Below are 24,432 nucleotides of genomic sequence, written 5' to 3'. Positions count from 1 at the left end.
GTTTTTGTTTTCGTCGCATTTTTTGTAACGCCAAGTGATTCCACTTGGCCACAAAATGCTCTAAAGAATGCCAACTATTCGTTCTCAGTTGGGCGCGCTTGGATTGCGACGATGATGGTGCCAAGTAGACTGTGCAATTCGTCCCGATAGCCGGTGACCGCCGAAGGATGGGCTTCTTCCGAAGTCATCACGACGGTCAGACCAAGCGCCGGAACGACGTAAAGCATCTGACCGCCATAACCCCAGGCATATTTCACATCCTGGCCAGCGATGCTGCGTAGGAACCAGCCATAGCCGTAACCATCGCCGCTGAACTGCGAGGTTGTACGCTGCCGCCAGGACTCGGCTATCCAGTCTGGCGATATGAGCTGCCGCCCATCCGGTGTCTTGCCGCCATTGCGGTAGAGCTCACCGAAAACCAGCAATGAACGCGCGCTCATCGCCATCTGGTTGCCGCCAAAATATATGCCTTGAGGATCTCGTCCCCAGGAAGCGATCGAAAAACCGTTCAACGGCCTCAACCAGTGGCGAGCCAGATCGAGGGTGGAGCGGCCGCTCCTGCGCGTCAGGATCGCCGACAGAAGATGTGTCGAGGCCGTGGAATAAAGCATGCGCCCGCCCGGCTCGTCCACGAAGGGCTCGGCGAGAGCTGCGCGCACCCAGTTCCGGCTCGCCACCCAGCGTCCGTAATTCGGCCCTGAGGTACGGTCGAGCCCCGCCTGCATCGACAACAGATGACCGATCGTGATCGCGTTCAGGCGCGGATCAGGATTTGGTGGAAGATCCCGCTCGAGCAACGGCGCTACCTTCTGGTCCGTCCCCTCCAGAACTCCCTTGGCGATGGCGATCCCTACGAGAGCAGACATGACCGTCTTCGAGGCCGACTTGATATTGGTCGACGCGGCTGGGTTTCGACCATTGTAACCGCGCTCGGCCAGGGTTTTTCCGTCCTTGGAAACAAGAATCGCCTTCAACGGTGTCAGCACGTTGGCGCGATCCAGTGCATCGGCCAGACCTGGCGAACGCAACGGAACGGACGGAGGCTCAGCCAACTGCGCCAACACCGACCTTGGTGAAAGAAGGGTCGGGGCAAGCGCCAAAGCAAGAGCGGATCGTCTGTTCATGATGCCCCGCTACGGGTTCCTGATGGCCAAACCATGAAGCACCGCCACTTTGACACGATCCTCACACGGAAATGACCGTCCGCGGGGGCACCCGCAATCAGCTCGAAAAAAATTTTTCGTGCCCCTGTCGGAATGGCGCTGCGCCGACCGTCATTATGCTGTCGGCGCGATAATGCCGCCGCCAAGCAAAGGGAGAATGCACCATGTCGATCCTGTCATCCATTGGTCGCATCGCGACCGAATACTCGGCGGCGCGCACCCGTGCCCGTACCGAACGCACGTTGCGTTCACTGCCGCTCGAACTGCGCAAGGACATCGGTTTGACTGAGGCAGCGGACGGACGCACGAACCACCACCACCACGGTTTGGTAGGCCTGTTGGTAGCGATACGCTGAAACCCATAATCAGAGGAGAGCCCCATGAACGACACGACCGCACAGACCGAATATCCACGCCCGCAGGTGCTCGGCGGCCTGATCGCTTACCTGCAGGTGGACGGCGCCGTGAAGGCCGCTGAATTCTACAAGCGCGCCTTCGGCGCCGAAGAAGTATTCTCCTATCCGCCGGATGAGCAGGGGCGCACCATGCACATCCATCTCTACATCAACGGCTCTTCGCTGATGCTCAGCGACGCTTATCCCGAGCACGGCCATCCGCACAAAGCGGCGCAAGGCTATACGATGCAGCTTATCCTTCAGGCCGACAACATCGATGGCTGGTGGAGCCGCGCGGTTGATGCTGGCTGCGACATCGAAAGTCCGCTGCAGGAGATGTTCTGGGGCGATCGCTGGGGAAGCCTGCGCGACCCATTCGGCGTCAACTGGGCGATGAACGCCCCAATCAAGTAGCCAGAGGTCACCTTCTCCAAACAGGAGGCAGGCTTCCCGCCGCCGGATCGTATCCCTGAAGCATGATCCCAAGAGACAAGATCATGCGAAAACTGAGGGAGAGATCGGAATATCGGTCGATATGATCGGATTCCGATCGACGATCTGGCGGTTTGTTTTTTGGTGGAATTGCTACTTCAACCGCTGGATCAACGGATCAAGCCGATCGCCATAGCGCTTCCACAGATCCACGGACCCCTTGTACATCGGCTGGCGTACCTGCGCGGCAGAAGCCGTACGCACCTGCCGCTCATTTTCATGGAACGAGAGGACGGCGTCACTCCAGGGCAAGCCGAGATAGTCGATCAACGCGCGGCTCTGCCCTTCCTGGTCGGCTACGAAATCCTCATAGCGCACATCATGCACGACGCCTGGCAGAACTGCGTGCCAATGCGCCATCATATCCACATAGAGATTGTGGAAATCGGCCAGCTCGGTGAGGTCGTAACCGTAAAGATGGCCGTCGCCCCGGAAATGCGACTTGAAGATCGACAGGCACGTCGCCACGGCATTGCGGCTGCAATGCACGATCTTGGCATTGGGCAGCATCAGATGCAGGAAACCCACCAAAAGGAAGTTACCCGGCATCTTGTCGGTGACATGTTTCAAGCCGGGATAGCGGGCATGCAGCATGTCCAAATAATCGTGGCCGGCATCGGCGAAGGCCTTGTCCGGCATATCGACGATACCGGCCGGGAAACCGCCTTTCATATCGAGGGGGAACCCCTTGCCCACCGCCGTCTTGAGAATGGTGAGCTCGCCGGCGCCGAATACCTGTGGATGACTTGCGATGATCTGCTCGACCAGCGTGGTACCGGATCGCGGCATGCCGACGACGAAGATGGGCGTATCGTCCTCGATCGCGCTGGGCCTGTGCTTCTCGAAAAACGCCTTGGTAAAGGTCGCTTTCATCGCTTCGAATTCGGCACGTGTCTTCGCCGCGTCGTAGGTTAGGCCTTTGCGGCGGACCGCGTTGCCCTCAGCGAAATAGTCGAAGGCCTTGTCATAGTTCTTGAGATCGTCATGCGCCTTGCCAAGGCCGAAGGAAAGCTGCATGCGCGCCAGGCTGTCGGCCGGCGCTTTGGCGTGCTGCGCCTCCATGGCCGCCAATTCCTCGTCGCGTTCTCGCTGCGGCTTGACCTGCGAGAGCATCAACCAGGACTTGGCCTGCCCAGGATTGGCGGCAAGCGCGATGCGGAAGTGCTCGGCAGCCTCCGCAAGGCGGCCTTTCTCCATCAGCCCAACGCCGTAGCCATGATTGAGCTCGGCGTCCTTCGGACGGATCGCCAACGCTTCCTGGAAAGTGACGAGCGCATCGTCCAACCGCCCCGCTTCCTGCTGCGTCTCGGCAAGGCTGGCCCTGGCGCGCATATGGAACGGATTGCGGCCGACCGTGGCACGAAAAACCTCTTCGGCGGCATCGAAATGGCCGATCTGGCGTAAGGTCGAACCGAGGTTTTCGCGCGCCGCAGCGTGGTCGGCCTTAGCCGCCACTGCCTTTCGGAACTGATCGGCCGCTGCAACTGCACGGCCTGCATCGCGCAACACCGTCCCATAATTGTTCAGGAAATCCGGATTCTTCGGCTCGGCTCTGAGCGATTGTTCGATGAGGGCAAGCCCTTCGGCGCTGCGGCCTGTCTGGTGCAGTAGAAGGCCCAGGAAATGCGCTGCGGCCGCATGACTGGCCCTAGCGGCCAGCACTTGCCGGTAAAGGTTTTCTGCTTCGGGCAAACGCCCGCTCTGATGCAACTGCAATGCCTGCGCGACCGCACGATCCAGGTCGCCGCCACGCGGCGGTTGCCCGGAGCCACCCTTGGCACCATCGCGCCTTCTCAATGCCCGATTGATGGGACACCTGCCATGTTCGTCTAAGCCTGTTGCGACTAGAGCGTTTCGCTTTTACGGGAACGCGGAAAACTCTAACTCTTTGTTTTTACGCAATTCCGGACGGAAACCGCCACGTACTTTTCCTGGAATTGCTCTAGGCCATCCGTCTGGCGGTTTCAAGCGCGGCATGTTCGAAGGAGCTGTCCAGGCGCCACAGATACGGCGCCTGGACATGGAACTCAGCATGGGCCGTCGTCGACGATACGCCATCCGGCAGCGCGAGCTTCGCAGCTGTTCGGGAAGGTTTGCAACTGTCCGTGGCGGCGAGCACAGACGGGCGCATATTCCCGCGTGCAGAATTGCGGTCGATCACCACCGTCGTCCCAACCACCGCCGCGACATGGGCCGTCGCCAATAACACGGTAACCGGAGCGCCGTGCCATGCAGGCGTTGGCGAAAGTCTGTCGGTCGCCGCCGCGCCGCGCGCAGACAGGTTCGTATTCGCGCGTGCAGAGTTGCGGTCCGGGTCCGGGATAAGGCGGCCGCGGTCGTGGCCCCGGCCCCTCGTCCACAACGACGGTACAAGCGGCAAGTACAACAGCCAAGATAGCCAATGCCAAATTTCGTGGCCGCAGGAAAAATCTCAAAAGTGTCATGGCCCTCTCTCCATCTCCCCTTCCGGCGCAAGGCGCCGGAGACATGGCGCTTATGATCCTAGCGACCACGTCGACCCGATTGAATAGACCCGTGGCGGACAAGGCAAGCGCGGGCTGCCGGCTTGGTGAACGGTCAGATGAACCGTACCAGCAGGTTCTGTGCCTATCGTTCCCGATCTGTGGCAGATGACCTTGCCTTTTCGAGGGACTAGAGCGAGTGCATGCTGGGCATCTGGTATCTGATCCCCAGCTTGCAACGATCACATTTCCGTGCGATAGATTCCGTGTTCGGGCATTTGCGACCCGGAGACTGGAACGTTTGAACGACCCTTTCCCCGATAGTGTGAATCTCTGACAGCCCCGTTTTCGGCGGGGGGTTTTGTCATGCGCGAATGCATGAGTGCCGAAAAGCCACCGGGAACTGCCCATCGGCTGAGGACCACGGGCGGAACCCATCGTTGAACGGGTGAGGGAGTTTTTCCAATGGCCCAGACCGGTACTGTAAAGTTCTTCAACACCACCAAAGGCTTCGGTTTCATCACGCCCGACGGCGGCGACAAGGACGTCTTCGTCCATATTTCCGCGGTCGAGGCCTCGGGGTTGCGCACCCTGGTCGATGGACAGAAGGTCAGTTTCGACGTCGAACCCGACCGCAAGGGTAAAGGCCCCAAGGCAGTCAATCTGCACGCGGCTTAAGGGCGTTGGAAATTTCGTTCTTGCAACAAATTCGAAAGGCGCGACGGTCCTCGTCGGGCCTTTTTTCATGCCGCCAAAACATCGGTGGCTTCTCGGCTAACCTACGGCAAAAGTTTTTCTTGCCGATACCGACAAAATAAACGACAAATTTCCAGTCTCGGACACTCTGTGCCCGGAGACTGGACTGATGGGGTTCACAAGGAGTTTCCCAATGCCGCAGACCGGCACTGTCAAATTCTTCAATCATGCCAAGGGCTTCGGCTTCATTACGCCGGACGATGGAGCGAAGGACGTTTTCGTTCATATTTCCGCCGTGCAAGCTTCGGGACTCCCTGGCCTTGAAGATGGACAGAAAGTGACTTTCGATACCGAGCCGGATAAGCGCGGCAAGGGTCCCAAGGCGGTCAATCTGACCATCGGCTGAGCCGATCGCCCGCGGGCGACGTCGACCGATAGAGCATCGCCCACCGCAGACGAAAGCGGTGGGACGTTTTTGACGGTTCGCAAAAAGGTGATCCCGTTCAGGACGATTCCGTTCAGCCTCCGTTCAGCCACGACCGCATATTAATGGCTGCAAGACCGGACGACGCCTCCAGAAGAAGCGGGCGATCCGGGATCAAGGAGACCGTCATGAACCGATTTTTCAAAGCTGCCATCCTGTCCGTCGCCGTCGGTGCGACGACGCTGGCGACCTTTTCCCCTGCAAGTGCAGACGACTGGCGTTGGCGCCGTCATCATCACCGTGGCGGCGATGCTCTTGCCGCCGGTGTGGTCGGTCTCGCCGCCGGCGCGCTGATCGCCGGTGCATTGTCGCAGCCGCGCTATCGTGAGCCGGCCTATTACGACGACTACGATTATTATGAGCCGCGGCCTCGCTATGTCGTGCGCCCACGGCCAGTGGTCAGGCAGTATTACCGCTATTCCGGCGGGATCGAGCCATGGACCCCGGAATGGTACAATTACTGCGGGAACCGCTATCGCTCGTTCAACGCACGTTCCGGCACATTCACGGGCTATGATGGCCAGCAGCACTTCTGTGTCGCCAACTAAACGTCGCGATCAAGCCGATCTCGACATTCCGTCCGTGTGATGGATTTCAAGTTCCCTGCCTCGCCCTAAAAGCGCCGCTTTCAAGCGGCGCTTTTTTCGTGATCGCATGAGCTCCACCGGAAGCGTCCGTTCAGGTCAGGAAAGGGTTGGAGCGGCGCTCGTCGCCAAAGCGACTGCCAGGGCCATGACCGCACAGGAAGCCGATATCGTCGCCCAGCGGCAGGAGCTTTTCCTTGATCATCCGGATCAGCGTCTCGTGGCTGCCGCCAGGCAGGTCCGTGCGGCCGACGGAACCATGGAACAGCACATCGCCGACATGGGCAAACCGGGCGGCTCGATTGAAGTAGACGACATGGCCGGGCGCATGCCCGGGGCAGTGCAGCACTTCGAAAATGTGCTCACCGAACGAAACGCTCTCGCCCTCCGTCAGGAAGCGATCGGGCACACAGTTGCGGATCGTGTCGGTGATCCCGAAGCGGCGCGCCTGGTTTTCCAGATTGTCGAGCAGTGGCTTGTCGTCTTCATGCGGGCCGATGATGTCGACACCGAGCGCGTCCTTGAGATCCATCGCACCGCCGGCATGGTCGATGTGGCCATGCGTAATCCAGATTGCCTCGACCGCTATGGCGTTGTCCCGCACTGCAGCCAGAATCCGCTCGACATCGCCCCCAGGATCAACGACCACTCCCACCTTGCTGTCGCCGTCGAAAAGGATGGTGCAGTTCTGCTGGAACGGCGTGACCGGCACGATGCCGGCATTGAGCTGACCCATGATGGCTCCTTGATGGCTTCCCCCTCCACCTAGAGGTTACGGGCCTCTGCGTCCAGTTCGCGGAAATCCAAAGCGCCAAATGAAATGGGCGGCCAAAGCCGCCCATTCTTAAAACTCGTGATGGTCGCGCTTATTTTTTCATCGCGTTCATGACCAGGCCGATGATGCCGGTCAGGATCGCGCCGCCACCGGCACCGCCGACGATGTTGTTGAGGTTGAGCGCGCCGCCCAGGCCGTTGGCGGCAGCTGTTGCCGCAGCCGGATCAACCGCTCCGCCGCCGAGAAGGCTGCCGAGGATGGCTGCGCCACCGACGCCACCGATAGCACCACCGAGGATCTTGGGAAGCTGGGACATTGCCGCCTGCTGCAGCGCTGCACCCACCGCCTGACCGCCGATGATACCGCTGATCACCTGGACGATGATCGGAAGAAGTGTTTCCATTCTGTAGTCCCTCCTTGGATGCCTGCCGCCGCAGGCAGGCACCAAAATGAGACCGCGAATCGGTTGAAAGTCAAATGTCAGTAAAATGCGCTTACAAAAAAGCAGCGCATAACTGCCCTTTGAACACAAACTGCCAATTTTATTAGGCAGCAGCGACCGTTTTTACGGGTTGGACCGCGTCCGCATAGTCCTGAACAAGCAGTCTGCTGATCGCGCCGACGGCGAATCGGTACTGCCCAACTTCGCTAACCGGCGTGACTTCCGCCGCCGAACCGGTCAGGAAACACTCCTCGAAGCCTGCCAGCTCTTCCGGCAGAATGGCGCGTTCGACGACCTCGATACCGCGCCTGCGCGCCAGATCCATCACGGTGCGCCGCGTGATGCCGTCGAGGAAACAGTCCGCTATCGGCGTGTGCAGCTTCCCATCCTTTACAAAGAAGACATTGGCGCCGGTCGCCTCAGCCACCTGCCCGCGCCAGTCGAGCATCAGCGCATCAGCATAACCTTTGGCCTCCGCGAGGTGCTTTGACATGGTGCAGATCATGTAGAGTCCCGAAGCCTTCGACTTCGACGGCGCCGTGGATGGATCCGGCCGGCGGTATTCGGCCCAGTCGAGCCGCAAACCTTTCATCTTCAGTTCCGGATCGAAGTAGCTCGGCCACTGCCAGATGGCGATCGCGCAATGAATGCGATTGTTCTGAGCGCCTACCGAAGTCTGTTCGCTGCCACGCCAAGCGATAGGCCGAACATAAGCATCCTGGAAACCCTGAAGTTTCAACAGCTTGCGGCAGGCATCGTCAATCTCCGCCACCGAGTAAGGAATGGTGTAACCGAGAATGCGGGCCGATTCATGGAGCCGCTGGCTGTGCTCCGTCAGCTTGAAGATCTCGCCGCCATAGGCGCGTTCGCCCTCGAAGACAGCGCCGCCATAATGCAGGCTGTGCGTCAGCACATGAACTTTCGCTTCGGCCCATTTGATGAACTGGCCGTTCATCCAGATGAAACCATCCAGTTGGTCGAAAGGAACAGTCGTCATAAAATCCTCCCGAGCGCAGGCGGGCTGCGCAGCGTGGTCACGTTGCGTTGCTGTCAATTCGGCTCGAGGGTGACCTGCGATGCTTCGGCAGGTCTGGTCGCTGCTGACGAAAAGTTCCCGGAAAGTGTTCCAGCCTTGCCTTTTCGTGCGCAATCGGCCCTAAAGCTTATCGAAAATTACCACCGTCTGAAAAATACGTCAATAATGCTGACATATTTTTCGATTAAACTCGGGACCATCATGGCAGACCGCAAGACCGTTCGGGGAGCACCGATCAAAACACCGATAGGTGAACAGGACGGCATCGACTTCAGCATCATCGAATTGTTCTTCTTCGCCTACCGAGATTTCACCTCCGATCCCGACGAGATCCTGGCGGACTATGGCTTCGGGCGCGCCCACCACCGTGTGCTGCACTTCGTCAACCGCAGGCCGGGATTGACGGTGGCAGAACTCCTGGACGTGCTCAAGATCACCAAACAATCACTGGCACGCGTGCTCAAACAACTGATCGACACCGACCATATCGTTCAGCTTCCAGGTCCGCGTGACCGCCGCCAACGCGAACTCTATCCGACGGAAAAGGGCCGCGCGCTGGCTTTGGCGCTGGCAAGGCCACAGTCGCGCCGCATCCGTACGGCATTGGGAGATTCCGGTTTGGGGAACCGCGCTTCGATTGAATTGTTCCTAAAGGCGATGGTCAATCCGGAACTAAGGGCGCAGATTGATATCTTGCCCGCGAACCCTACCCAGAAACTGTCAGGGAACGATCATGGAGAACATTGAGAGGGCCGACAGGCCGCCCGCACCGAACGACGATGCGCCGCATCTCCTGGTGGTCGACGACGACACCCGCATCCGCAACCTGCTCAAGCAATATCTGACTGAGAACGGTTTTCGTGTCACCGTGGCCGGCAACGCCGATGAAGCACGGCGCAAATTGATCGGCCTGGACTTCGACCTGCTGGTGCTCGACATCATGATGCCCGGCGAGAGTGGCGTCGACCTCACCCGCTCACTCAGGACCGACAAGGATGTTCCGATCCTGATGCTGACGGCCCTGTCGGAGACCGACAACCGCATCAACGGGCTGGAAGCCGGAGCCGACGATTATCTGCCCAAACCTTTCGACCCGCGTGAACTGATCCTGCGCATCAACAATATCCTGCGTCGCGGCGGCCCGGCCACCACGCCCAAGGTCGAGCAATTGGTGTTTGGCCCCTACACGTTCCAGATCGCCAAGCGCGAGCTGAAGAAAGGCGGCGAGGCGCTCAAGCTGACCGACCGCGAACAGGAGATCCTGGCGATCTTTGCCGCGCGCGCAGGCGAAACGATTCCGCGGCACGAACTGGTCGGCGACGATTCGGAGGTCGGCGAACGTACCATCGACGTGCAGATCAACCGCCTGCGTCGCAAGATCGAGCGCGATCCGGCAAACCCGGTCTGGCTGCAGACCGTGCGCGGTATTGGGTATCGGCTGAGCGTGGAATAGAATGTGAACCTGCCGCCCGGCAAACCGGCGGCAGCTTCATGCGATAGGTGAATGGCGACATCGGAATTGCAGGGACCGCAACCAGAAGGCGGACGCATCGTGCGCACGCTGGGCGCACTGCCGCGCGGCTGGCGCCGGTTCTGGCGGCGCGTTTCCTACTACATGCCGAAGCGGCTCTATGCCCGTTCGCTCATCATCGTCATCGCGCCGATGATCCTTCTGCAATCGGTCATTGCCTACATTTTCCTGGAACGGCACTGGCAGCAGATGACGCAGCGCCTGTCGCAGGCCGTGGTCCGTGACATTGCCGCGGTCGTCGACCTGATAGAGACCTATCCGCGCGAAACCGACTACGGCAACATCATCCGCATCGCGCAGGACCGCATGCAGTTGAAGGTCGACCTTCTGCCGCCCGACCCCTTGCCTCCGCCCGGGCCACGGCCTTTCTTCTCGATCCTGGACGATGTGTTGCCGGCCGAAATCACCCGCCAGATCAACCGCCCCTTCTGGATCGACACGGTCGGCAATTCCAATGTGATCGAGGTCCGTATCCAGCTCGAGGACAAGGTGCTGCGGGTCTTTGTCCGCCGCAGCCAGGCCTATGCTTCCAACACCATCGTCTTCCTGATCTGGATGGTCGGCGCCTCGCTGGTGCTGCTGATGATCGCCATTCCGTTCTTGCGCAACCAGATCCGGCCGATCCTGGCTCTCACCGAAGCTGCCGAGAGTTTCGGCAAGGGTCGGCCGATGCCACGCGATTTCCGGCCGCGAGGCGCCGAGGAGGTACGGCGCGCCGGCTTTGCCTTCATCCAGATGCGCGAGCGCATCGAACGCCAGATGGAACAGCGTACGGCGATGCTGACCGGCGTCAGCCATGACCTGCGCACGGTACTCACCCGCTTCAAGCTGCAACTGGCTCTGATTGGTGGAAAACGCACGGATACCGAAGCGCTCAATCAGGACATCCAGGACATGCAGTCGATGCTGGAGGGCTATCTGGCATTCGCGCGTGGCGAGGCTTCCGAAGACCAGGGCGACTTCGATCTGGAGATCTATTTCCAAAAGCTGCGCGACGAAGCAGGACTGCGAAAGCGCAAGCTCACCACCACCGTCAGCGGGCCAAAACTGGTGCATGTACGCCCCAACGCCTTCGAACGGCTGCTGTCGAATGTCGCCGGCAATGCATTCCGTTATGGCAAGACCGTCGACATCAAGGCCGTCAACAGCCGCGGCTCCCTCACCGTGACGATCGACGACGATGGGCCGGGCATTCCACCCGACAAGCGTGAGGAGGTGTTCAAGCCCTTCGTACGGCTCGACGAAGCGCGCAACCTGGACGCCAGCGGTACCGGCCTTGGCCTCTCCATTGCGCGCGACATAGCCCGCACCCATGGCGGCGACATCACCTTGGAGGAGAGCCCGCTCGGCGGCTTGCGCGCAATCATCAGGGTGCCGTCCTAAGCATCGGCCGTAAAGCCCTGGAGGGGCAGAGTCCTCTTTACGCATCGCAACGGATACGCGGCGCCAACCGTCAGGCTCTCCTCAAGCTGTCTGCGCGCGAATTCATCGCGGCGTCATGAAAACATGGTCAACAGCGCCCATGAAGCGCGCGATTGTCCATGATTCGATCTGGCGCCTGGATCCCGGCATCCTGCCAGCCAGGCCGGACTGGCGCGAGGAACGGGTCTTGAACGGTCTTTCGATCCGGCCGCAGGCGAACAGATTCCGGAGACATCGCAGCGAGGTCTCATGCGCATCCTGATGGTTACCGACGCTTGGCGCCCGCAGGTCAACGGCGTCGTCCACACGCTGGAGCGGCTCTCTGAGACACTGAAGACGCAAGGCGTCGAGACCCATTTCCTGACTCCGAACATCTTCCGCACCCTGCCCCTGCCGACTTATCCCGACATCAGGCTGGCCTTGACCACACCGCGCCACGTCGCCGGGCTGATCGCGGATTCGAATGCAGACCATATCCACATCGTCACGGAAGGCCCGCTCGGCATCATGGCGCGGCGCTACTGCCGTGCCAACGGCCGGCCTTTCACGACCAGCTACCACACCCGCTTCCCGGAATATCTGAGCGCCCGCCTCCCCGTTCCGGAGAGATGGGCATACAACTGGCTTCGCGACTTTCACAATTCCGGCCAGGGCACGCTGGTCGCCACGCAATCGCTGGCCGACGACCTCGCCGCGCGCGGATTCAACAAGCTGAAGCCGTGGACGCGTGGGGTCGACACCGAACATTTCCGCCCCGACAAGCGCGGCGACCTGCCTTATCCACGTCCGATCTTCCTGTCGGTCGGCCGCGTCGCCATCGAAAAGAACTTGCCCGCGTTCCTCGATCTCGACTTGCCCGGCAGCAAAGTCGTGGTAGGCGACGGGCCCGAGCGCGCCAAACTGATGGCGCGCTATCCCGACACGCATTTTCTAGGCCATCGCCCCAGTGGGGAGCTAGCCGAACTCTACGCATCTGCCGACGTCTTTGTCTTTCCGAGCCGCACCGATACCTTTGGCAATGTCATCATCGAGTCCTTGTCCAGCGGCACGCCAGTGGCCGCCTATCCGGTGACGGGGCCGATCGACATCGTCGGCGACGGCATTGGCGGCAAGGTTTCCGAAGATCTTCGCCAGGCTTGCCTCGACGCCTTGACCGTCAGCAGGACCGAAGCCCGCGAACGCGCCATGCGTTACAGCTGGAAAACTTGCGCCGACATGTTCATGGACACGGTGAACGAGGCGCTGGGACGACGCGAGAAACTCGCCGCCTAGCGCGTTGCGCCGGAAATCGGACCGATTACGCTTTCGGACGGGCCTCAACGATCAGAACAGACGACCGCCGTCCGGAACCTTGCGTTCGATCGCGCCCAGAACGACGTCGCCGTCGCCATCGGGGAAGCCAAGCGTCAAAACTTCCGACATGAACTTGCCGATCTGGCGCGGTGGGAAATTCACCACAGCGAAGACCTGGCGACCGATCACGCTTTCCGGCGTATAATATTTGGTGATCTGGGCGGAGGACTTCTTGACGCCAATCCCCGGACCGAAGTCGATCTTCAGCTTGATCGCCGGCTTACGGGCTTCGGGAAATGGTTCGGCCTCGATAATCGTCCCGGCGCGGATATCGACACGATCGAAATCCGCGAAGGTGATCTCGGGCTTACGCTCGGTACTTGCAGTCATTTCTCAGCAATATCGGTCAGGCGGTGCCATAGGTTTCGAACAGCACGCTCGACAGCGCGTCCTTGGCCGAAGTGCCGGACCAGACGACGAACTGGAACGCCTGGAAGTAGCATTCGCATGCTTCCAGCGCCGAGGAGAGCAGCACTTCGACCTGCTGGCTGGACGGTTCGACGCCGCCGGCAAGCAGCAGGGACTGGCGGAACATGATCGCGCCTTCCTGCTCCCACAAGTCGAAGTGGCCGAACAGCATCTGCTCGTTGATCAGCGACAGCAGCCGCATCACTTCTAGCGCGCGGTTTTCAGGAACCTTGATGTCGAAAGCGCAGGCCAGATGCAGCGCCTCGAAATCCTCCATCCACGAGAAGGAGACGTGATACTCGGTCCAGGTGCCGGTCACCGATATCGAAATTTCGTCGTCACCGGCCCGCTCGAAAGACCAGTCATTGTTGTGCGCAACCTGCTCGATGACATCGACAGGATGTATCTCGCGGGAGAATTCGAGTTCGAGGAGTTCCATGGAATGCTTCCTGTCGTTCTGGGAGCGCCACCGCACGCTCCGCGGGGGAGGCACGCACAACGAACAAATGTCTAGAACTCGGACGGCCTGGACTGCTCGACGCAACAACCCATGACCGGACCCCACCGCCCGGCGCATGACCCCGTTCCGAATCATGCAGCAAATTCAGTCTATTGATCGGGAGTCGCGTGACCAGCCCAATTTTTTGGGACGGGCCATTCGCATGTGGAAAGCGGAGTCACAAAGAGTCACACGTCGGCGTTAAGCGATTCACCACAAAGCGCTTTTTCGGACGGCGGGTTGTGGAAAGATTTAACGAATTATTTTTTTGCGCGTGGCTTCGCCGGGGTAGCCGAGGCCGGCTTTTCGGTCTTGCTGCTTGGCGAACCGGCAAGCTGGGCTTCCAGCGCCTCGATGCGCGCGGCCAGTTTGGCATTTTCTTCGCGCGCTTTGGCCGCCATTTCGCGAACAGCCTCGAACTCCTCGCGCTGCACGAACTCCATCGAATTCAGCAGTCGTTCCGCCTGTGCGCGGAACGCGGTCTCAACTTCGCGGCGCACGCCTTGGGCGGCTCCCGCCGCATCGGTCACCAGCTTGGCGAATTCATCGAGAATGCGGTTCGATCCGGTCGACATGGCAAAACCTCTGTTGCTCGATTTGACCTAATGAGCCGTATGCCAGAATGCAAGGTTGCTCTGCCTTGACCCTGCCAAAAGCCTGCCCCATGGTCCGCGCCTCAAAGCATGATCCCGAATAGGTGCTGACTTTTCGGATAAGATCATGCGGTAAAACAAAGAGATAGATCGGAATGGCGATACAACGTCGCATTTCGCTCTAGCATGACCCGCATGGGAGATTGTCTTGGCCGACTTGCTGCCGCTTGCTGCCCTTTCGTTTCCGAATATCGATCCGGTCATCTTCCAGATCGGCCCGTTCTTCGGTTATGGGCCGCTGAAGGTACACTGGTATGGCGTCGCTTACGTCGTCGGCATCCTGTTCGCCTGGTGGTACGCCAAGCGCCTCATCACCAATTCGCGCTTGTGGCGGGATGGCAAGCTGCCGATGAAGCCCATCGACATCGACGATTTCGTCATCTGGGCCGCCGTCGGTATCGTCGCCGGTGGTCGGCTGGGCTACGTGCTTTTCTACAATTTCCCGCGTTACTTCAACAATCCGATCGAGATCTTCTACCTGCAGGATGGCGGCATGTCGTTCCATGGCGGCATCACCGGAACGATCCTCGCCATGTTCTTCTTCGCCCGCTCGCGCGGCATCAATGTCTGGTCCTTGTTCGACGTCGTCGCCGCCGGTGTCCCGGTCGGCCTGGGACTCGGGCGCCTGGCCAACTTCATCAATTCAGAGCTTTGGGGTCGGCTCACCACCGTGCCGTGGGCGGTTGAATTTCCGAACGGCGGCCCCTTCCCACGCCACCCGAGCCAGATCTACGAAGCATTGCTGGAAGGCCTTGTGCTCTTCCTGGTGCTTCGCTTCCTCACGCATACGCGCCTGAAATTGATGACGCCCGGCTTCGTCTCGGGAGCCTTCGTCGCCGGTTACGGCCTGTCGCGCATCTTTGTGGAATTCTTCCGAGAACCGGATGCGCAGCTTGGTTATCTGTTTGGTGGCTGGCTCACCATGGGCATGATCCTGTCGGTGCCGATGGTGCTGATCGGCATCTGGTGCATGGCCACGGCTAAACCTGCAACCCATGCACAGCCGGCATGACCCCGCTTAAGCGCCGTATCGCCGAATTGATCATAGCCGTTGGCCCCATCCCGGTCAGCGAATACATGGCGCTTTGCCTGTTCGATCCGGACGCAGGTTATTACACGACGCGGGAGCCGTTCGGTGCAGCCGGCGATTTCATCACCGCGCCGGAAGTTAGCCAGATGTTCGGTGAACTGGTAGCGGTTTGGCTCTACGAAGCCTGGCGTGCGATCGGTTCGCCGATGCCGGTCACCTTGGCCGAGATTGGGCCGGGCCGCGGCACGCTGATGAAGGACATGCTGCGCACGCTCCGGCGGCTCGATCCGGCTTTTGCCGGTGCAGCGACTATAGCGTTGATCGAGGCGAGCCCACGACTGCGCGAAGTTCAAAAAGAAACCCTGGCTGATACTTCCAAGGCTATCGATTGGCACGAAACGGTCGCATCCCTGCCCGAAGCGCCGTTGCTGATCGTCGGTAACGAATTGTTCGACGCGATTCCAATCCGTCAGTTCGCACGGACCGCCGACGGTTGGCGCGAACGTATGGTCGGCCTTGATGCGAAGGGTGAGCTCGGCTTCTACGCCGGTGCCGCCTCGCTCGACCCTTCTCTCTTGCCGTCCGATGCGAAAACCGCGCCAGACGGCACCGTCGTCGAAGCCGCGCCGGCCCGATCGGCATTGATGCAGACGATCGCCGACCATATCGTGGTTCGTGGCGGGGCTGGCCTTTTTTTCGACTATGGACACCTCCAACCCGGAGTGGGTGACACGTTGCAAGCAATGCGCAGCCACCAATATGAGGACGTGCTGGCAAATCCTGGTGAAGCCGACCTTACCTCGCATGTCGATTTCGCTGCCCTCGCAGCCACCACACGGGCATCGGGCTTGCGCGCCGATTTCACGACCCAAGGCTCGTTCCTGCTCGGCATGGGTCTTCTGGAACGCGCCGGTCAGCTCGGCGCCGGTGCCGACGAGGCCATGCGCGAGCGCATCTCCAGTGAGGCCGAGCGCCTTGCTGGCCCACAGGCGATGGGAGAACTGTTCAAGGTACTCGCCATCGCGCATGAAGATGTCGCCCTGCCGGTGTTCCGCAGCCGCATCGATCAGCCGGAGTAAGACACCAATCGATGCAGCAAGCCGAGCTCGACACGCTGAAAGCAGCGATCCTTTCCCATTTTCCGGATCTAGCAGGGTCCAGCTTCAGCCTGCTCACGCAGGGTTGGGATTCGATCGCCGTGGACGTCGATGATCGGCTGATCTTCAAATTCCCGCGCAATGAGAACGCCGAGAAGTCGCTGATCCGCGAAGTCAGCCTCCTCAACGTTATCCGCCCGGCTACCGACATGCCTGTTCCCGATATCCAGCTGATTGCTGATGCGCGGATCTTTTCACGCCACCGAAAGCTCAAGGGCAGTTATCTCGAGACGTCTCACTATGCCCGTTTGCCGGTGGAGGCGCGCGAAGACCTTGCTCTGCGCCTGGCCCGTTTCTACGTCGACCTGCACGGGCTAGACCTGGAGAGGATGCGCGCTGCCGGTGCGGGACCGGTGGAGGCCTGGGCGAAACCCGACGAAGTCCGCGACAAGGTGTTGCCGCTCCTGTCTGGCGAGTTGCAGAGGCAAGCCAGCCAGATCATCGCATCGTGGACAGAGTTGCCGCCGGACCCGTATGGCGAGACCTATGGTTTCTTCGATGGCCACGGCTGGAACATGGCCTTCGACCACGAAGCCAACCGTCTCAGCGGCATTTATGACTTTGCCGATTCCGGCTTCGGTCCGTTGCACCGGGATTTCATCTATTCGAACTTCATTTCTCCCGATCTGACCGAACGTATCGTCTCCCATTATGAGGCCTTGTCCGGCTGTGCGCTTGAACGCAAGCGCATCGAGGTGCTTACCGGCGCGCATCGGTTGTGGGAGATGGCTGAGGCCGTCAACGATCCATCGCAAATGCCTTTGATGATCGACCATTTCGCTTGTTGGGCAGCCATGTGCATTGACCCAGCCGACCACCACGCCCCCAATCGTGATTGACTTCGCACCCTGCCCTGTCCCACTGTCCGCGCTTCGAGCTGTCGGCGTATCGCCTTGACAGCTCCAGCCAGACAAAAGACAGATCTCGCAATAGGCTCTAGAATGCTGAACGAAACGAAGCCGGATCCGATCCGGTCTCCGATGCTTGAAAAGGCGGCGGCCCAAGGGATTCGCCACGGCTACTTCACGCGCATCGGCGGCGTCTCAAACGGCATCTATCGTGGACTGAACATCGGGGTGGGTTCCCAGGACGACCCGGAGATGGTGCACGAGAATCGCCGCCGCGTCGCGGAATGGATGGGCGTGCCGGTCACGCATCTGCTCAGCGCCCACCAAATCCATTCGCCCGATGTCATCGTCGTCCGCGAACCCTTCAATGGTGAACGGCCCAAGGCCGACGCCATCGTCACCGACAGACCGGGTATTGCTATCGCCGCAACGACTGCCGATTGCGGGCCGGTGTTGTTTGCCGATGCCCATGCTCGCGTTGTCGGCGCCACCCATGCCGGCTGGAAAGGCGCTTTCACGGGCGTGCTCGAAAACACCATTTCTGCCATGGAAGGCTTGGGAGCGAAGCGCGAGAACATCGTCGCGGTGCTGGGCCCGTCGATCAGCCCGCGCAACTACGAGGTCGGATCGGAATTCGTCGCTCGCTTTGTCGAGGCAGAAGCCGGCAACGAGCGCTATTTCACGCCGTCGAATAAAGCGGGCCATGCGATGTTCGATCTCAACCGCTATACGATCGACCGGCTGCAAAACGCCGGCGTGACTGCCGAGGGGCTCGACCGCTGCACCTATGCGGAAGAGGACCTCTTCTTTTCTTATCGCCGCACAGTCCACCGCAATGAGCCGGACTATGGACGTCAGTTGTCGGCAATCGTTTTGGAGGACAACGGCTGATGGCGCTGCATTTCGAACGCTCCGAATTCGACGCCCGTCGCGACCGGCTGATGATCGAAATGGCCGAGAAGAAACTCGACGCCATTCTGCTGTTCGCACAGGAAAGCATGTACTGGCTGACCGGCTATGACACGTTCGGTTTCTGCTTCTTCCAGTGCCTGATCGTCAAAGCCGACGGTTCGATGGTGCTGCTTACCCGCTCGGCTGATCTGCGCCAGGCGCGGCACACCTCGACGATCGATAACATCGTCGTTTGGATGGATCGCGCCGACGCCAATCCGGCGATCGATCTGCGCAACCTTTTGAACGACCTGGACCTGCTCGGCGCGCGCATCGGTGTCGAATACGACACGCATGGCCTCACCGCCTATAACGGCCGCCGTGTGGATGAACAGTTGCAGACCTTCGGCCAGATCGCGGACGCTTCCGGCATCGTTGGCCGGTTGCGACTGTTCAAGAGCCCGGCAGAAATCGCAAAGGCCGAAAAGGCTGCGGCATTGAGCGACGATGCCCTGGACGCCGCCCTCCCGTTGATCAAGCAAGGTGGTGACGAGGCGCAAATCCTTGCGGCCATGCAGGGCGCCGTCTTTTCCGGCGGGGGCGACTACCCCGCCAATGAATTCATCATCGGTTCCGGCCCAGACGCGCTTCTGTGCCGCTACAAGGCCGGACGCCGCAAGCTCAACAAGAACGATCAGCTGACGCTGGAATGGGCCGGCGTCTTTCATCATTACCACGCCCCGATGATGCGCACGGTGCTCACCGGCAAGGTTTCCAAGCGCCACCAGGAACTGTTCGACGCCTCGCGCGCAGCATTGATCGCGGTCGAGAAGACTATGACGCCTGGTAATACGTTTGGCGATGTCTTCGACGCCCATGCGCGGACTATGGAAGCCTATGGGCTCACCCGGCACCGGCTAAACGCCTGCGGTTATTCCGTCGGCGCCCGCTTCACCCCATCCTGGATGGACATGCCGATGTTCTATCAAGGCAATCCCGAGCCGATCGCGCCGAACATGACGCTGTTCGCACACATGATCATCATGGATTCCGAGACGGAAACCGCCATGACGCTCGGCCGAACCTATCTGACGACGGAATCGCAGCCGAAGCCGCTTTCGCGCCATGATCTCGACTTGATCGTGCGCTGAATCCCAAGCCGGGTTGGGCATGAGTTCGTCGCCGAGGAGTTCGTGAGTCGATGAGGCGAGTGTGCCTGACCATCGTGCCATTGCTTGCTGCCTTGGCGCTATCGGCCTGCAACAAGGCCAACGACGTCTTGCAGCCAGCACCGGCCACGACGGCTCCGGCCGGCGCCGCCGCACCGATGGCGGCATCGCAATCCGTTACGCCAGCGAACCCGATAGCCGGCGCACCCGCTGCGACCGGGACCACGCCCGCCCCGACGCCTGCCCAGTCTGCAGCGGTGCTCAGCAAGACCCGCCTGCAGATCGCTCCGATCGTCGGCGCCTCTGTGGAAGCTGCCACTCCGCTCACTCAACGGCTCGCGGCACGTGCCAAGGAAAGCGGCATCGCGATCGCCGGCAGCGCAGACCAGACTGCGACTCATGTGTTGAAGGGCTATTTCTCGACCATCTCCGAGGGCAAGGACACCACCGTCATCTATGTGTGGGACGTCTATGATCCCGCAGGCAACCGTCTGCACCGCATCAACGGCCAGCAGAAGGCTCCGACAGTCAACGGCGCTGAAGGCTGGGCGGCTGTGCCGCCCGCAACCATGCAGGCGATCGCCGACCAGACCGTCGGACAATTGACCAGCTGGCTCGCAGGCCGTGTTGCCGGCTGAGGACGGAATCTAGCCGGCTAGCACCCCGCCGGCCTGCCCTTGGGTCAAATCTTTGTTGGGATTCTGACGCTGAATCGCCAATAGGGCGCTTGCAATACCGGCACGGCTGGTTAAAAGCCCCATAAACTCCACCACCAGGTACGGTGCATGAAACTCTTCGCGGGCAATTCCAACAGGGTGCTGGCCGAAGCGGTCGCCCGCTATCTCAACATACCGTTGGGCAAGGCCAGCGTCAGACGCTTCGCTGATCAGGAGATCTTTGTCGAGATCCAGGAAAACGTGCGCGGCGAGGATGTCTTCATCCTGCAGTCGACTTCCTATCCGACCAACGATCACCTGATGGAACTGCTCATCATGATCGATGCCTTTATGCGCTCGTCGGCACGGCGCATCACGGCGGTCCTCCCCTATTTCGGCTATGCCCGCCAGGACCGGCGAGCCTCGGGCCGCACGCCGATCTCGGCCAAGCTCGTCGCAAACATGATCACCCGTGCCGGCGCCGACCGCGTTCTGACGCTCGACCTGCATGCGGGCCAGATCCAGGGTTTCTTCGACATCCCGACCGACAACCTGTTTGCCGTGCCGGTGATGGCGCGCGACGTGAAGGCCAAATACAAGCAGCTCGGCAACGTCATGGTGGTCTCGCCCGACGTCGGCGGCGTGGTGCGCGCACGCGCGCTCGCCAAGCGTATCGATGCCCAGCTCGCCATCGTCGACAAGCGCCGCGAACGGCCGGGTGAATCGGAAGTCATGAACGTCATCGGCGACGTGCGCGGCAAGGACTGTCTGCTGATCGACGATATCGTCGATTCCGGTGGTACGCTTTGCAATGCAGCCGATGCGTTGCTTGCCAACGGCGCCACCAGCGTCACTGCCTACATCACGCACGGTGTGCTTTCCGGCGGTGCAGTGGCCCGCATCACGGGTTCCAAGCTGCAGGAACTAGTGATCACCGACTCGATCCAGCCGACCCAGGCAGTCATCGATGCGCACAATGTCCGCGTCATCTCGATCGGTGACCTGATGGGCGAGGCGATCTCGCGAACGGCAACTGAGGAATCCGTCTCCAGCCTGTTCGACTAAACGCCGCGTGTCCATTTGGACTTATAGCGGCTATCGCAGAATTCCGTCCAACACCGGCAGACTGATCAGCGCCGAAAGGGCGATAAGACCGAAACAAAGTCTGCGGAAAGTCGTCTCGCTGGCGATACCGAACATGTGCGCACCCAGCCACAATCCGACCCCATAGGATGGTGCGACGACGATGGCCAGAGTGATGATCGGCACCGTGATGAGACCACCCCAGAGATAGCTGACCGCGGTGATCGCCGAAGAGACAGCGAAATAAAGAATGATATTGGCCCGCACCGTATTGCCGGGAATGCCGCCGCCCAACCAGTAGGCCACCACAGGCGGGCCGCCAACTTGCGCTGCGCCCGAGAAAAGGCCGGAAATCGCGCCGACTGCGACCGTAAGATGGGCTCTTGGGCGACCGTCATAACGCCAGCCCGAGATCAAGAGCAGAAGCAGCATAACGACAATGGCGATGATCGACCAACGGATGATCAACGGATCGAGCTGCGCCAACGCGTAGGTGCCCAATGGCACCCCGACAAGTGCTCCGATCGCCATGACGAAAACATTCGTTTTGTCTGCCAGTCTCCAGGCGCCCCGCAAGAAGCCGACCGACATCACCCCGTCGACCACAAGCAGCAGCGGTGCCGCCAGCTTGGGGCCGATCACCGAGCTTGCCAGCGGGACAAAGATGAGGGCCGCACCGAAGCCTGAAAAGCCGCGCGCGAGCCCTGCGATAAGCCCGATGGCGAAAATGGCAAGTACGGCCTGGTTTGAAGTGCCGGCCAGGAGGGACTGAAGCATGGTTTTGTCGGAAGGCTAAGGATCATTACCGTTTAGCTGTTTTTGGCGCGTATGACAGGGCGCAAGTCGAGGCAAGCCATGGTGCAGCGAAGCTCGACCGTGACGAACAGGCCGAGAGCACGTTTTTTCCGCTGGCCCTACCCCACCTCCCGCGCGCCTCTCAGATAGGCGCGGGGTGAGGTGCCGAGCATGCGCTTGAACATGGTGGTGAAGGCCGGAACGCTGTCATAGCCGAGGTCGAGGGCCACACGCGTCACCGGCTCGCCGTCCGTGAGCCTCGGCAAGGCGGCGAGCAGCAGTGCCTGCTGGCGCCACGTCGAGAGCGAGAGCCCGGTTTCGCGGTGGAAGACACGGGTGAAGGTGCGCCGGCTCATGCCGACGGTTTCTGCCCAATCATCGATGGTCGCATGCGGCGATGGTTCGGCGACGAAGCGCCGGCAGAGCGCGGCGATGCGGGGATCGTGCGGGAACGGCAGGCCGAGCGGCCGTTCCTCCATGGCTGGGATCTCGTGCAGAAGCAGAGCCATCAGAAGCCCGGCACGCTCGCTCTGCGGCTCGTCGGTCGGCAAGGTCACCGCCTCGATGATCAGGCTGCGCATCAGGTCGCTGACGCCGACGACACGCAGGTTGGTCGGCAGGCCGGCAACAGCATCGGGGGCGACATAGACCGAACGCATCGAGACGTTGCCCTGCATGTCCACCGCATGCTTGATGCCGGCCGGAATCCACATGGCGTGGTCGGGTGGAACCATCCAGCGGCCGAAATGCGTTTTCACCAGCACCACACCGGTCAAGGCGTGCAGCAGCTGGCTGCGGTTATGGCGATGGTCAGGCACGGTGTAGCCGTCCGGATATTCCGATGGCAGAGCAACGACGAGATCCTTGGCACGGTCGAGCCACTCCAGTCGCTCGCGATGACGGCGATGCAGATCTGTGATCGGCGCATCCAGATAGGAGACACTTACCGGCATGGTTTGGCCCACTCGCGTAAGAAATGGACCAAACCACGAAAGAAGCAGCATCGCAACGGGATTATAAGCGCCACCGCAGCGACGCATTGCCGTCTGCATCACTTTAGGAGCATAGCCTTGACCGACACCGCAGCGACAACCGGTCGCGCGACAAGCGCGGCGACCACCACAGCCTTCACCGTCATCCTCGCGGTGAGCTTCGGCCACTTCATCAACGACATCATGCAGTCGCTGCTTTCGGCCATCTATCCGCTCCTCAAGGACAATTACAGCTTGGACTTCTGGCAGATCGGCCTGTTGACCTTTACCTTCCAGGTGACGGCCTCACTGCTGCAGCCGGTGGTGGGCATGGTCACCGACAAGCGGCCGATGCCGTTCTCCTTGCCGTGGGGCATGGCTTCCTCGCTGCTCGGCCTGATCATCCTGGCTTATGCCGGCCATTATTGGCTGCTGCTGCTCGGCGCCTCGCTGATCGGCATCGGCTCGTCGATCTTCCATCCGGAATCCTCGCGTATCGCCAGATTGGCGTCCGGCGGCAAGCACGGCCTCGCCCAGTCCCTGTTCCAGGTCGGCGGCAATTTCGGCCAGGCCATGGGCCCGCTGGCCGCAGCCTTCATCGTCGTGCCTTTCGGCCAGACCAGCATCTCCTGGTTTGCCATCGGCTCGCTCATCGGCATCGTCGTCCTGTGGCAGGTCGGCAATTGGTATATCCGCTATCGCAAGGCAGTGGGCAATCGCCCCGCCGCGGTTCACGTGTCGCCCTTCTCACGCAGTCGGGTTGCATGGTCGCTGGTCATCCTGACGATGCTGGTGCTTTCCAAGAATGCCTACATCGCCAGCCTGTCGAGCTATTACACCTTCTACACCATCGAGAGGTTCGGCGTTTCCGTGCAGATGTCACAGGTGCTGCTGTTCGCCTTCCTGGGCGCCTCGGCGCTCGGCATCCTGCTCGGCGGACCGTTCGGCGATCGCTACGGCCAGAAGGCGATGATCTGGTTTTCGATCGTCGGCGTGCTGCCTTTCACACTGATCCTGCCCTATGCCAATCTGGAGTGGACGGTGATCCTCACCATCCTGATCGGCCTCATCCTGTCGTCGGCCTTCTCCAACATCGTGGTGTTCGCGCAGGAATTAGTGCCGGGCCGTGTCGGCATGATCGCCGGCATATTCTTCGGCTTCGCCTTCGGCATGGGTGGCATCGCGGCCGCCATCCTCGGCGTTGTAGCGGATGCCAAGGGCATCGACTTCGTCTACCAGATCTGTTCGTACCTGCCCTTGCTCGGCCTGCTCACCATCTTCCTGCCCAACATGAAGGAAGCGAAGAAGGCCGCCAAGGCAGCGTAAGACGAGAAAGCGGCCATGCTTGCGCGTTTGGCCGCCTTCCGCTATAGAGCCGCCACCCGCGTAGACACCCTTGGAGGCAACGCGGACGAGGGCCGCGGATTTCGCGGCTTT

Annotated in this window: 28 protein-coding genes; 17 read left to right on the top strand and 11 right to left on the bottom strand. The window is 60.6% G+C overall.

All coding sequences use genetic code 11. From position 1 onward, the window contains the following. Window positions 1-74 precede the first annotated feature (74 nt). Window positions 75-1,124 (bottom strand): serine hydrolase domain-containing protein, encoded by a 1,050-nt coding sequence (locus L4923_RS16260; RefSeq protein ID WP_239366885.1) that lies wholly within the window; start codon window positions 1,122-1,124, stop codon window positions 75-77. A gap of 203 nt (window positions 1,125-1,327) precedes the next feature. Between L4923_RS16260 and L4923_RS16255 the strand changes: the two genes are divergently transcribed. Together L4923_RS16255 and L4923_RS16250 are read left to right on the top strand one after the other, a co-directional pair. Then, window positions 1,328-1,519: a hypothetical protein gene (locus tag L4923_RS16255; RefSeq protein WP_239366883.1), complete on the top strand. Its 192-nt coding sequence runs from the start codon at window positions 1,328-1,330 to the stop codon at window positions 1,517-1,519. A 24-nt stretch (window positions 1,520-1,543) separates the two neighbouring features. After that, window positions 1,544-1,972 (top strand): VOC family protein, encoded by a 429-nt coding sequence (locus L4923_RS16250; RefSeq protein WP_239366881.1) that lies wholly within the window; start codon window positions 1,544-1,546, stop codon window positions 1,970-1,972. 171 nt (window positions 1,973-2,143) lie between these two features. Here L4923_RS16250 and L4923_RS16245 read toward each other — a convergent pair whose 3' ends face one another. Both L4923_RS16245 and L4923_RS16240 read right to left on the bottom strand, forming a co-directional pair. After that, complete coding sequence (locus L4923_RS16245) at window positions 2,144-3,847, bottom strand: tetratricopeptide repeat-containing sulfotransferase family protein (protein WP_239366879.1); 1,704 nt, start codon at window positions 3,845-3,847, stop codon at window positions 2,144-2,146. Window positions 3,848-4,077: 230 nt separating this feature from the next. Beyond that, window positions 4,078-4,494: a Kazal-type serine protease inhibitor domain-containing protein gene (locus tag L4923_RS16240; protein WP_239366877.1), complete on the bottom strand. Its 417-nt coding sequence runs from the start codon at window positions 4,492-4,494 to the stop codon at window positions 4,078-4,080. A 483-nt stretch (window positions 4,495-4,977) separates the two neighbouring features. Here L4923_RS16240 and L4923_RS16235 point away from each other — a divergent pair, with 483 nt between their 5' ends. From L4923_RS16235 to L4923_RS16225, 3 genes are all read left to right on the top strand, one after another. After that, a complete protein-coding gene (locus L4923_RS16235; protein WP_239366875.1) occupies window positions 4,978-5,190 on the top strand; it encodes a cold-shock protein in 213 nt (70 codons plus the stop codon). Window positions 5,191-5,401: 211 nt separating this feature from the next. Next, a complete protein-coding gene (locus L4923_RS16230; RefSeq protein WP_040970978.1) occupies window positions 5,402-5,614 on the top strand; it encodes a cold-shock protein in 213 nt (70 codons plus the stop codon). A gap of 206 nt (window positions 5,615-5,820) precedes the next feature. Next, window positions 5,821-6,240, top strand: a complete 420-nt coding sequence (locus L4923_RS16225) for a BA14K family protein (RefSeq protein WP_239366874.1) — start codon at window positions 5,821-5,823, stop codon at window positions 6,238-6,240. Between the two features lie 130 nt (window positions 6,241-6,370). On the opposite strand, the gene L4923_RS16220 is transcribed toward L4923_RS16225, so the two are convergent. The 3 genes from L4923_RS16220 to L4923_RS16210 all read right to left on the bottom strand — a co-directional run bounded on the left by L4923_RS16220 (window position 6,371) and on the right by L4923_RS16210 (window position 8,490). Then, window positions 6,371-7,012 carry an MBL fold metallo-hydrolase gene (locus L4923_RS16220; RefSeq protein WP_239366873.1) on the bottom strand — a complete coding sequence of 214 codons (642 nt, stop codon included), beginning with the start codon at window positions 7,010-7,012 and terminating at the stop codon, window positions 6,371-6,373. 130 nt (window positions 7,013-7,142) lie between these two features. Continuing rightward, window positions 7,143-7,454 carry a hypothetical protein gene (locus L4923_RS16215; RefSeq protein ID WP_239366872.1) on the bottom strand — a complete coding sequence of 104 codons (312 nt, stop codon included), beginning with the start codon at window positions 7,452-7,454 and terminating at the stop codon, window positions 7,143-7,145. A gap of 142 nt (window positions 7,455-7,596) precedes the next feature. Then, the gene (locus L4923_RS16210; protein WP_239366870.1) at window positions 7,597-8,490 is read right to left on the bottom strand and encodes a branched-chain amino acid aminotransferase; all 894 of its coding nucleotides are present in this window, start codon (window positions 8,488-8,490) and stop codon (window positions 7,597-7,599) included. Between the two features lie 240 nt (window positions 8,491-8,730). Here L4923_RS16210 and L4923_RS16205 point away from each other — a divergent pair, with 240 nt between their 5' ends. The 4 genes from L4923_RS16205 (at window position 8,731) to L4923_RS16190 (ending at window position 12,754) form a co-directional block, all read left to right on the top strand. Continuing rightward, window positions 8,731-9,276: a MarR family winged helix-turn-helix transcriptional regulator gene (locus L4923_RS16205; RefSeq protein ID WP_239366977.1), complete on the top strand. Its 546-nt coding sequence runs from the start codon at window positions 8,731-8,733 to the stop codon at window positions 9,274-9,276. Beyond that, window positions 9,263-9,982: a response regulator gene (locus L4923_RS16200; RefSeq protein WP_239366868.1), complete on the top strand. Its 720-nt coding sequence runs from the start codon at window positions 9,263-9,265 to the stop codon at window positions 9,980-9,982. The genes L4923_RS16205 and L4923_RS16200 overlap by 14 nt, the downstream gene beginning before the upstream one ends. Before the next feature lie 51 nt (window positions 9,983-10,033). Next, window positions 10,034-11,443 carry an ATP-binding protein gene (locus tag L4923_RS16195; RefSeq protein ID WP_239366866.1) on the top strand — a complete coding sequence of 470 codons (1,410 nt, stop codon included), beginning with the start codon at window positions 10,034-10,036 and terminating at the stop codon, window positions 11,441-11,443. 288 nt (window positions 11,444-11,731) lie between these two features. Further along, complete coding sequence (locus tag L4923_RS16190; RefSeq protein WP_239366864.1) at window positions 11,732-12,754, top strand: glycosyltransferase family 4 protein; 1,023 nt, start codon at window positions 11,732-11,734, stop codon at window positions 12,752-12,754. A gap of 51 nt (window positions 12,755-12,805) precedes the next feature. Here the strand turns inward: L4923_RS16190 and L4923_RS16185 are convergent, their stop codons facing one another. The 3 genes from L4923_RS16185 to L4923_RS16175 all read right to left on the bottom strand — a co-directional run bounded on the left by L4923_RS16185 (window position 12,806) and on the right by L4923_RS16175 (window position 14,317). Further along, window positions 12,806-13,165 (bottom strand): tRNA-binding protein, encoded by a 360-nt coding sequence (locus L4923_RS16185; RefSeq protein WP_239366862.1) that lies wholly within the window; start codon window positions 13,163-13,165, stop codon window positions 12,806-12,808. A gap of 16 nt (window positions 13,166-13,181) precedes the next feature. Continuing rightward, window positions 13,182-13,682, bottom strand: coding sequence for a type III secretion system chaperone family protein (locus tag L4923_RS16180; RefSeq protein ID WP_239366859.1), 501 nt, complete (start codon window positions 13,680-13,682; stop codon window positions 13,182-13,184). A gap of 320 nt (window positions 13,683-14,002) precedes the next feature. Then, window positions 14,003-14,317: an accessory factor UbiK family protein gene (locus L4923_RS16175; RefSeq protein WP_239366857.1), complete on the bottom strand. Its 315-nt coding sequence runs from the start codon at window positions 14,315-14,317 to the stop codon at window positions 14,003-14,005. A gap of 235 nt (window positions 14,318-14,552) precedes the next feature. Here L4923_RS16175 and lgt point away from each other — a divergent pair, with 235 nt between their 5' ends. From lgt to L4923_RS16140, 7 genes are all read left to right on the top strand, one after another. Then, entirely contained in the window at window positions 14,553-15,407 is an 855-nt protein-coding gene (gene lgt, locus L4923_RS16170) for a prolipoprotein diacylglyceryl transferase (protein ID WP_425530960.1), read from the top strand. After that, on the top strand, window positions 15,404-16,504 hold the full coding sequence (locus L4923_RS16165; protein WP_239366856.1) for a class I SAM-dependent methyltransferase: 1,101 nt from the start codon (window positions 15,404-15,406) through the stop codon (window positions 16,502-16,504). Before lgt ends, L4923_RS16165 begins: the two co-directional genes overlap by 4 nt. Before the next feature lie 11 nt (window positions 16,505-16,515). Next, on the top strand, window positions 16,516-17,421 hold the full coding sequence (locus L4923_RS16160; protein ID WP_239366855.1) for a phosphotransferase family protein: 906 nt from the start codon (window positions 16,516-16,518) through the stop codon (window positions 17,419-17,421). 102 nt (window positions 17,422-17,523) lie between these two features. Then, window positions 17,524-18,321, top strand: coding sequence for a peptidoglycan editing factor PgeF (gene pgeF, locus L4923_RS16155; RefSeq protein WP_239366854.1), 798 nt, complete (start codon window positions 17,524-17,526; stop codon window positions 18,319-18,321). Continuing rightward, window positions 18,321-19,472, top strand: coding sequence for a M24 family metallopeptidase (locus L4923_RS16150; protein ID WP_239366853.1), 1,152 nt, complete (start codon window positions 18,321-18,323; stop codon window positions 19,470-19,472). The genes pgeF and L4923_RS16150 overlap by 1 nt, the downstream gene beginning before the upstream one ends. Before the next feature lie 50 nt (window positions 19,473-19,522). Next, complete coding sequence (locus tag L4923_RS16145) at window positions 19,523-20,128, top strand: hypothetical protein (RefSeq protein ID WP_239366852.1); 606 nt, start codon at window positions 19,523-19,525, stop codon at window positions 20,126-20,128. Between the two features lie 147 nt (window positions 20,129-20,275). After that, on the top strand, window positions 20,276-21,211 hold the full coding sequence (locus L4923_RS16140) for a ribose-phosphate pyrophosphokinase (RefSeq protein WP_239366851.1): 936 nt from the start codon (window positions 20,276-20,278) through the stop codon (window positions 21,209-21,211). A 30-nt stretch (window positions 21,212-21,241) separates the two neighbouring features. Here the strand turns inward: L4923_RS16140 and L4923_RS16135 are convergent, their stop codons facing one another. Both L4923_RS16135 and L4923_RS16130 read right to left on the bottom strand, forming a co-directional pair. Beyond that, window positions 21,242-22,006 (bottom strand): sulfite exporter TauE/SafE family protein, encoded by a 765-nt coding sequence (locus L4923_RS16135; RefSeq protein WP_239366850.1) that lies wholly within the window; start codon window positions 22,004-22,006, stop codon window positions 21,242-21,244. Between the two features lie 137 nt (window positions 22,007-22,143). After that, window positions 22,144-22,977 (bottom strand): AraC family transcriptional regulator, encoded by an 834-nt coding sequence (locus tag L4923_RS16130; RefSeq protein WP_239366848.1) that lies wholly within the window; start codon window positions 22,975-22,977, stop codon window positions 22,144-22,146. A gap of 117 nt (window positions 22,978-23,094) precedes the next feature. Between L4923_RS16130 and L4923_RS16125 the strand changes: the two genes are divergently transcribed. Then, entirely contained in the window at window positions 23,095-24,321 is a 1,227-nt protein-coding gene (locus tag L4923_RS16125) for an MFS transporter (protein ID WP_239366846.1), read from the top strand. The last annotated feature ends 111 nt before the right edge of the window (window positions 24,322-24,432 follow it).

The sequence above is a fragment of the Terribium retamae genome, from assembly GCF_022347545.1.
GTDB classification, from domain to species: Bacteria; Pseudomonadota; Alphaproteobacteria; order Rhizobiales; family Rhizobiaceae; genus Mesorhizobium; species Mesorhizobium retamae.
The sequence above is the reverse complement of the archived record's forward strand: the minus strand, read 5'-3'. Positions and strand labels throughout refer to the sequence as shown.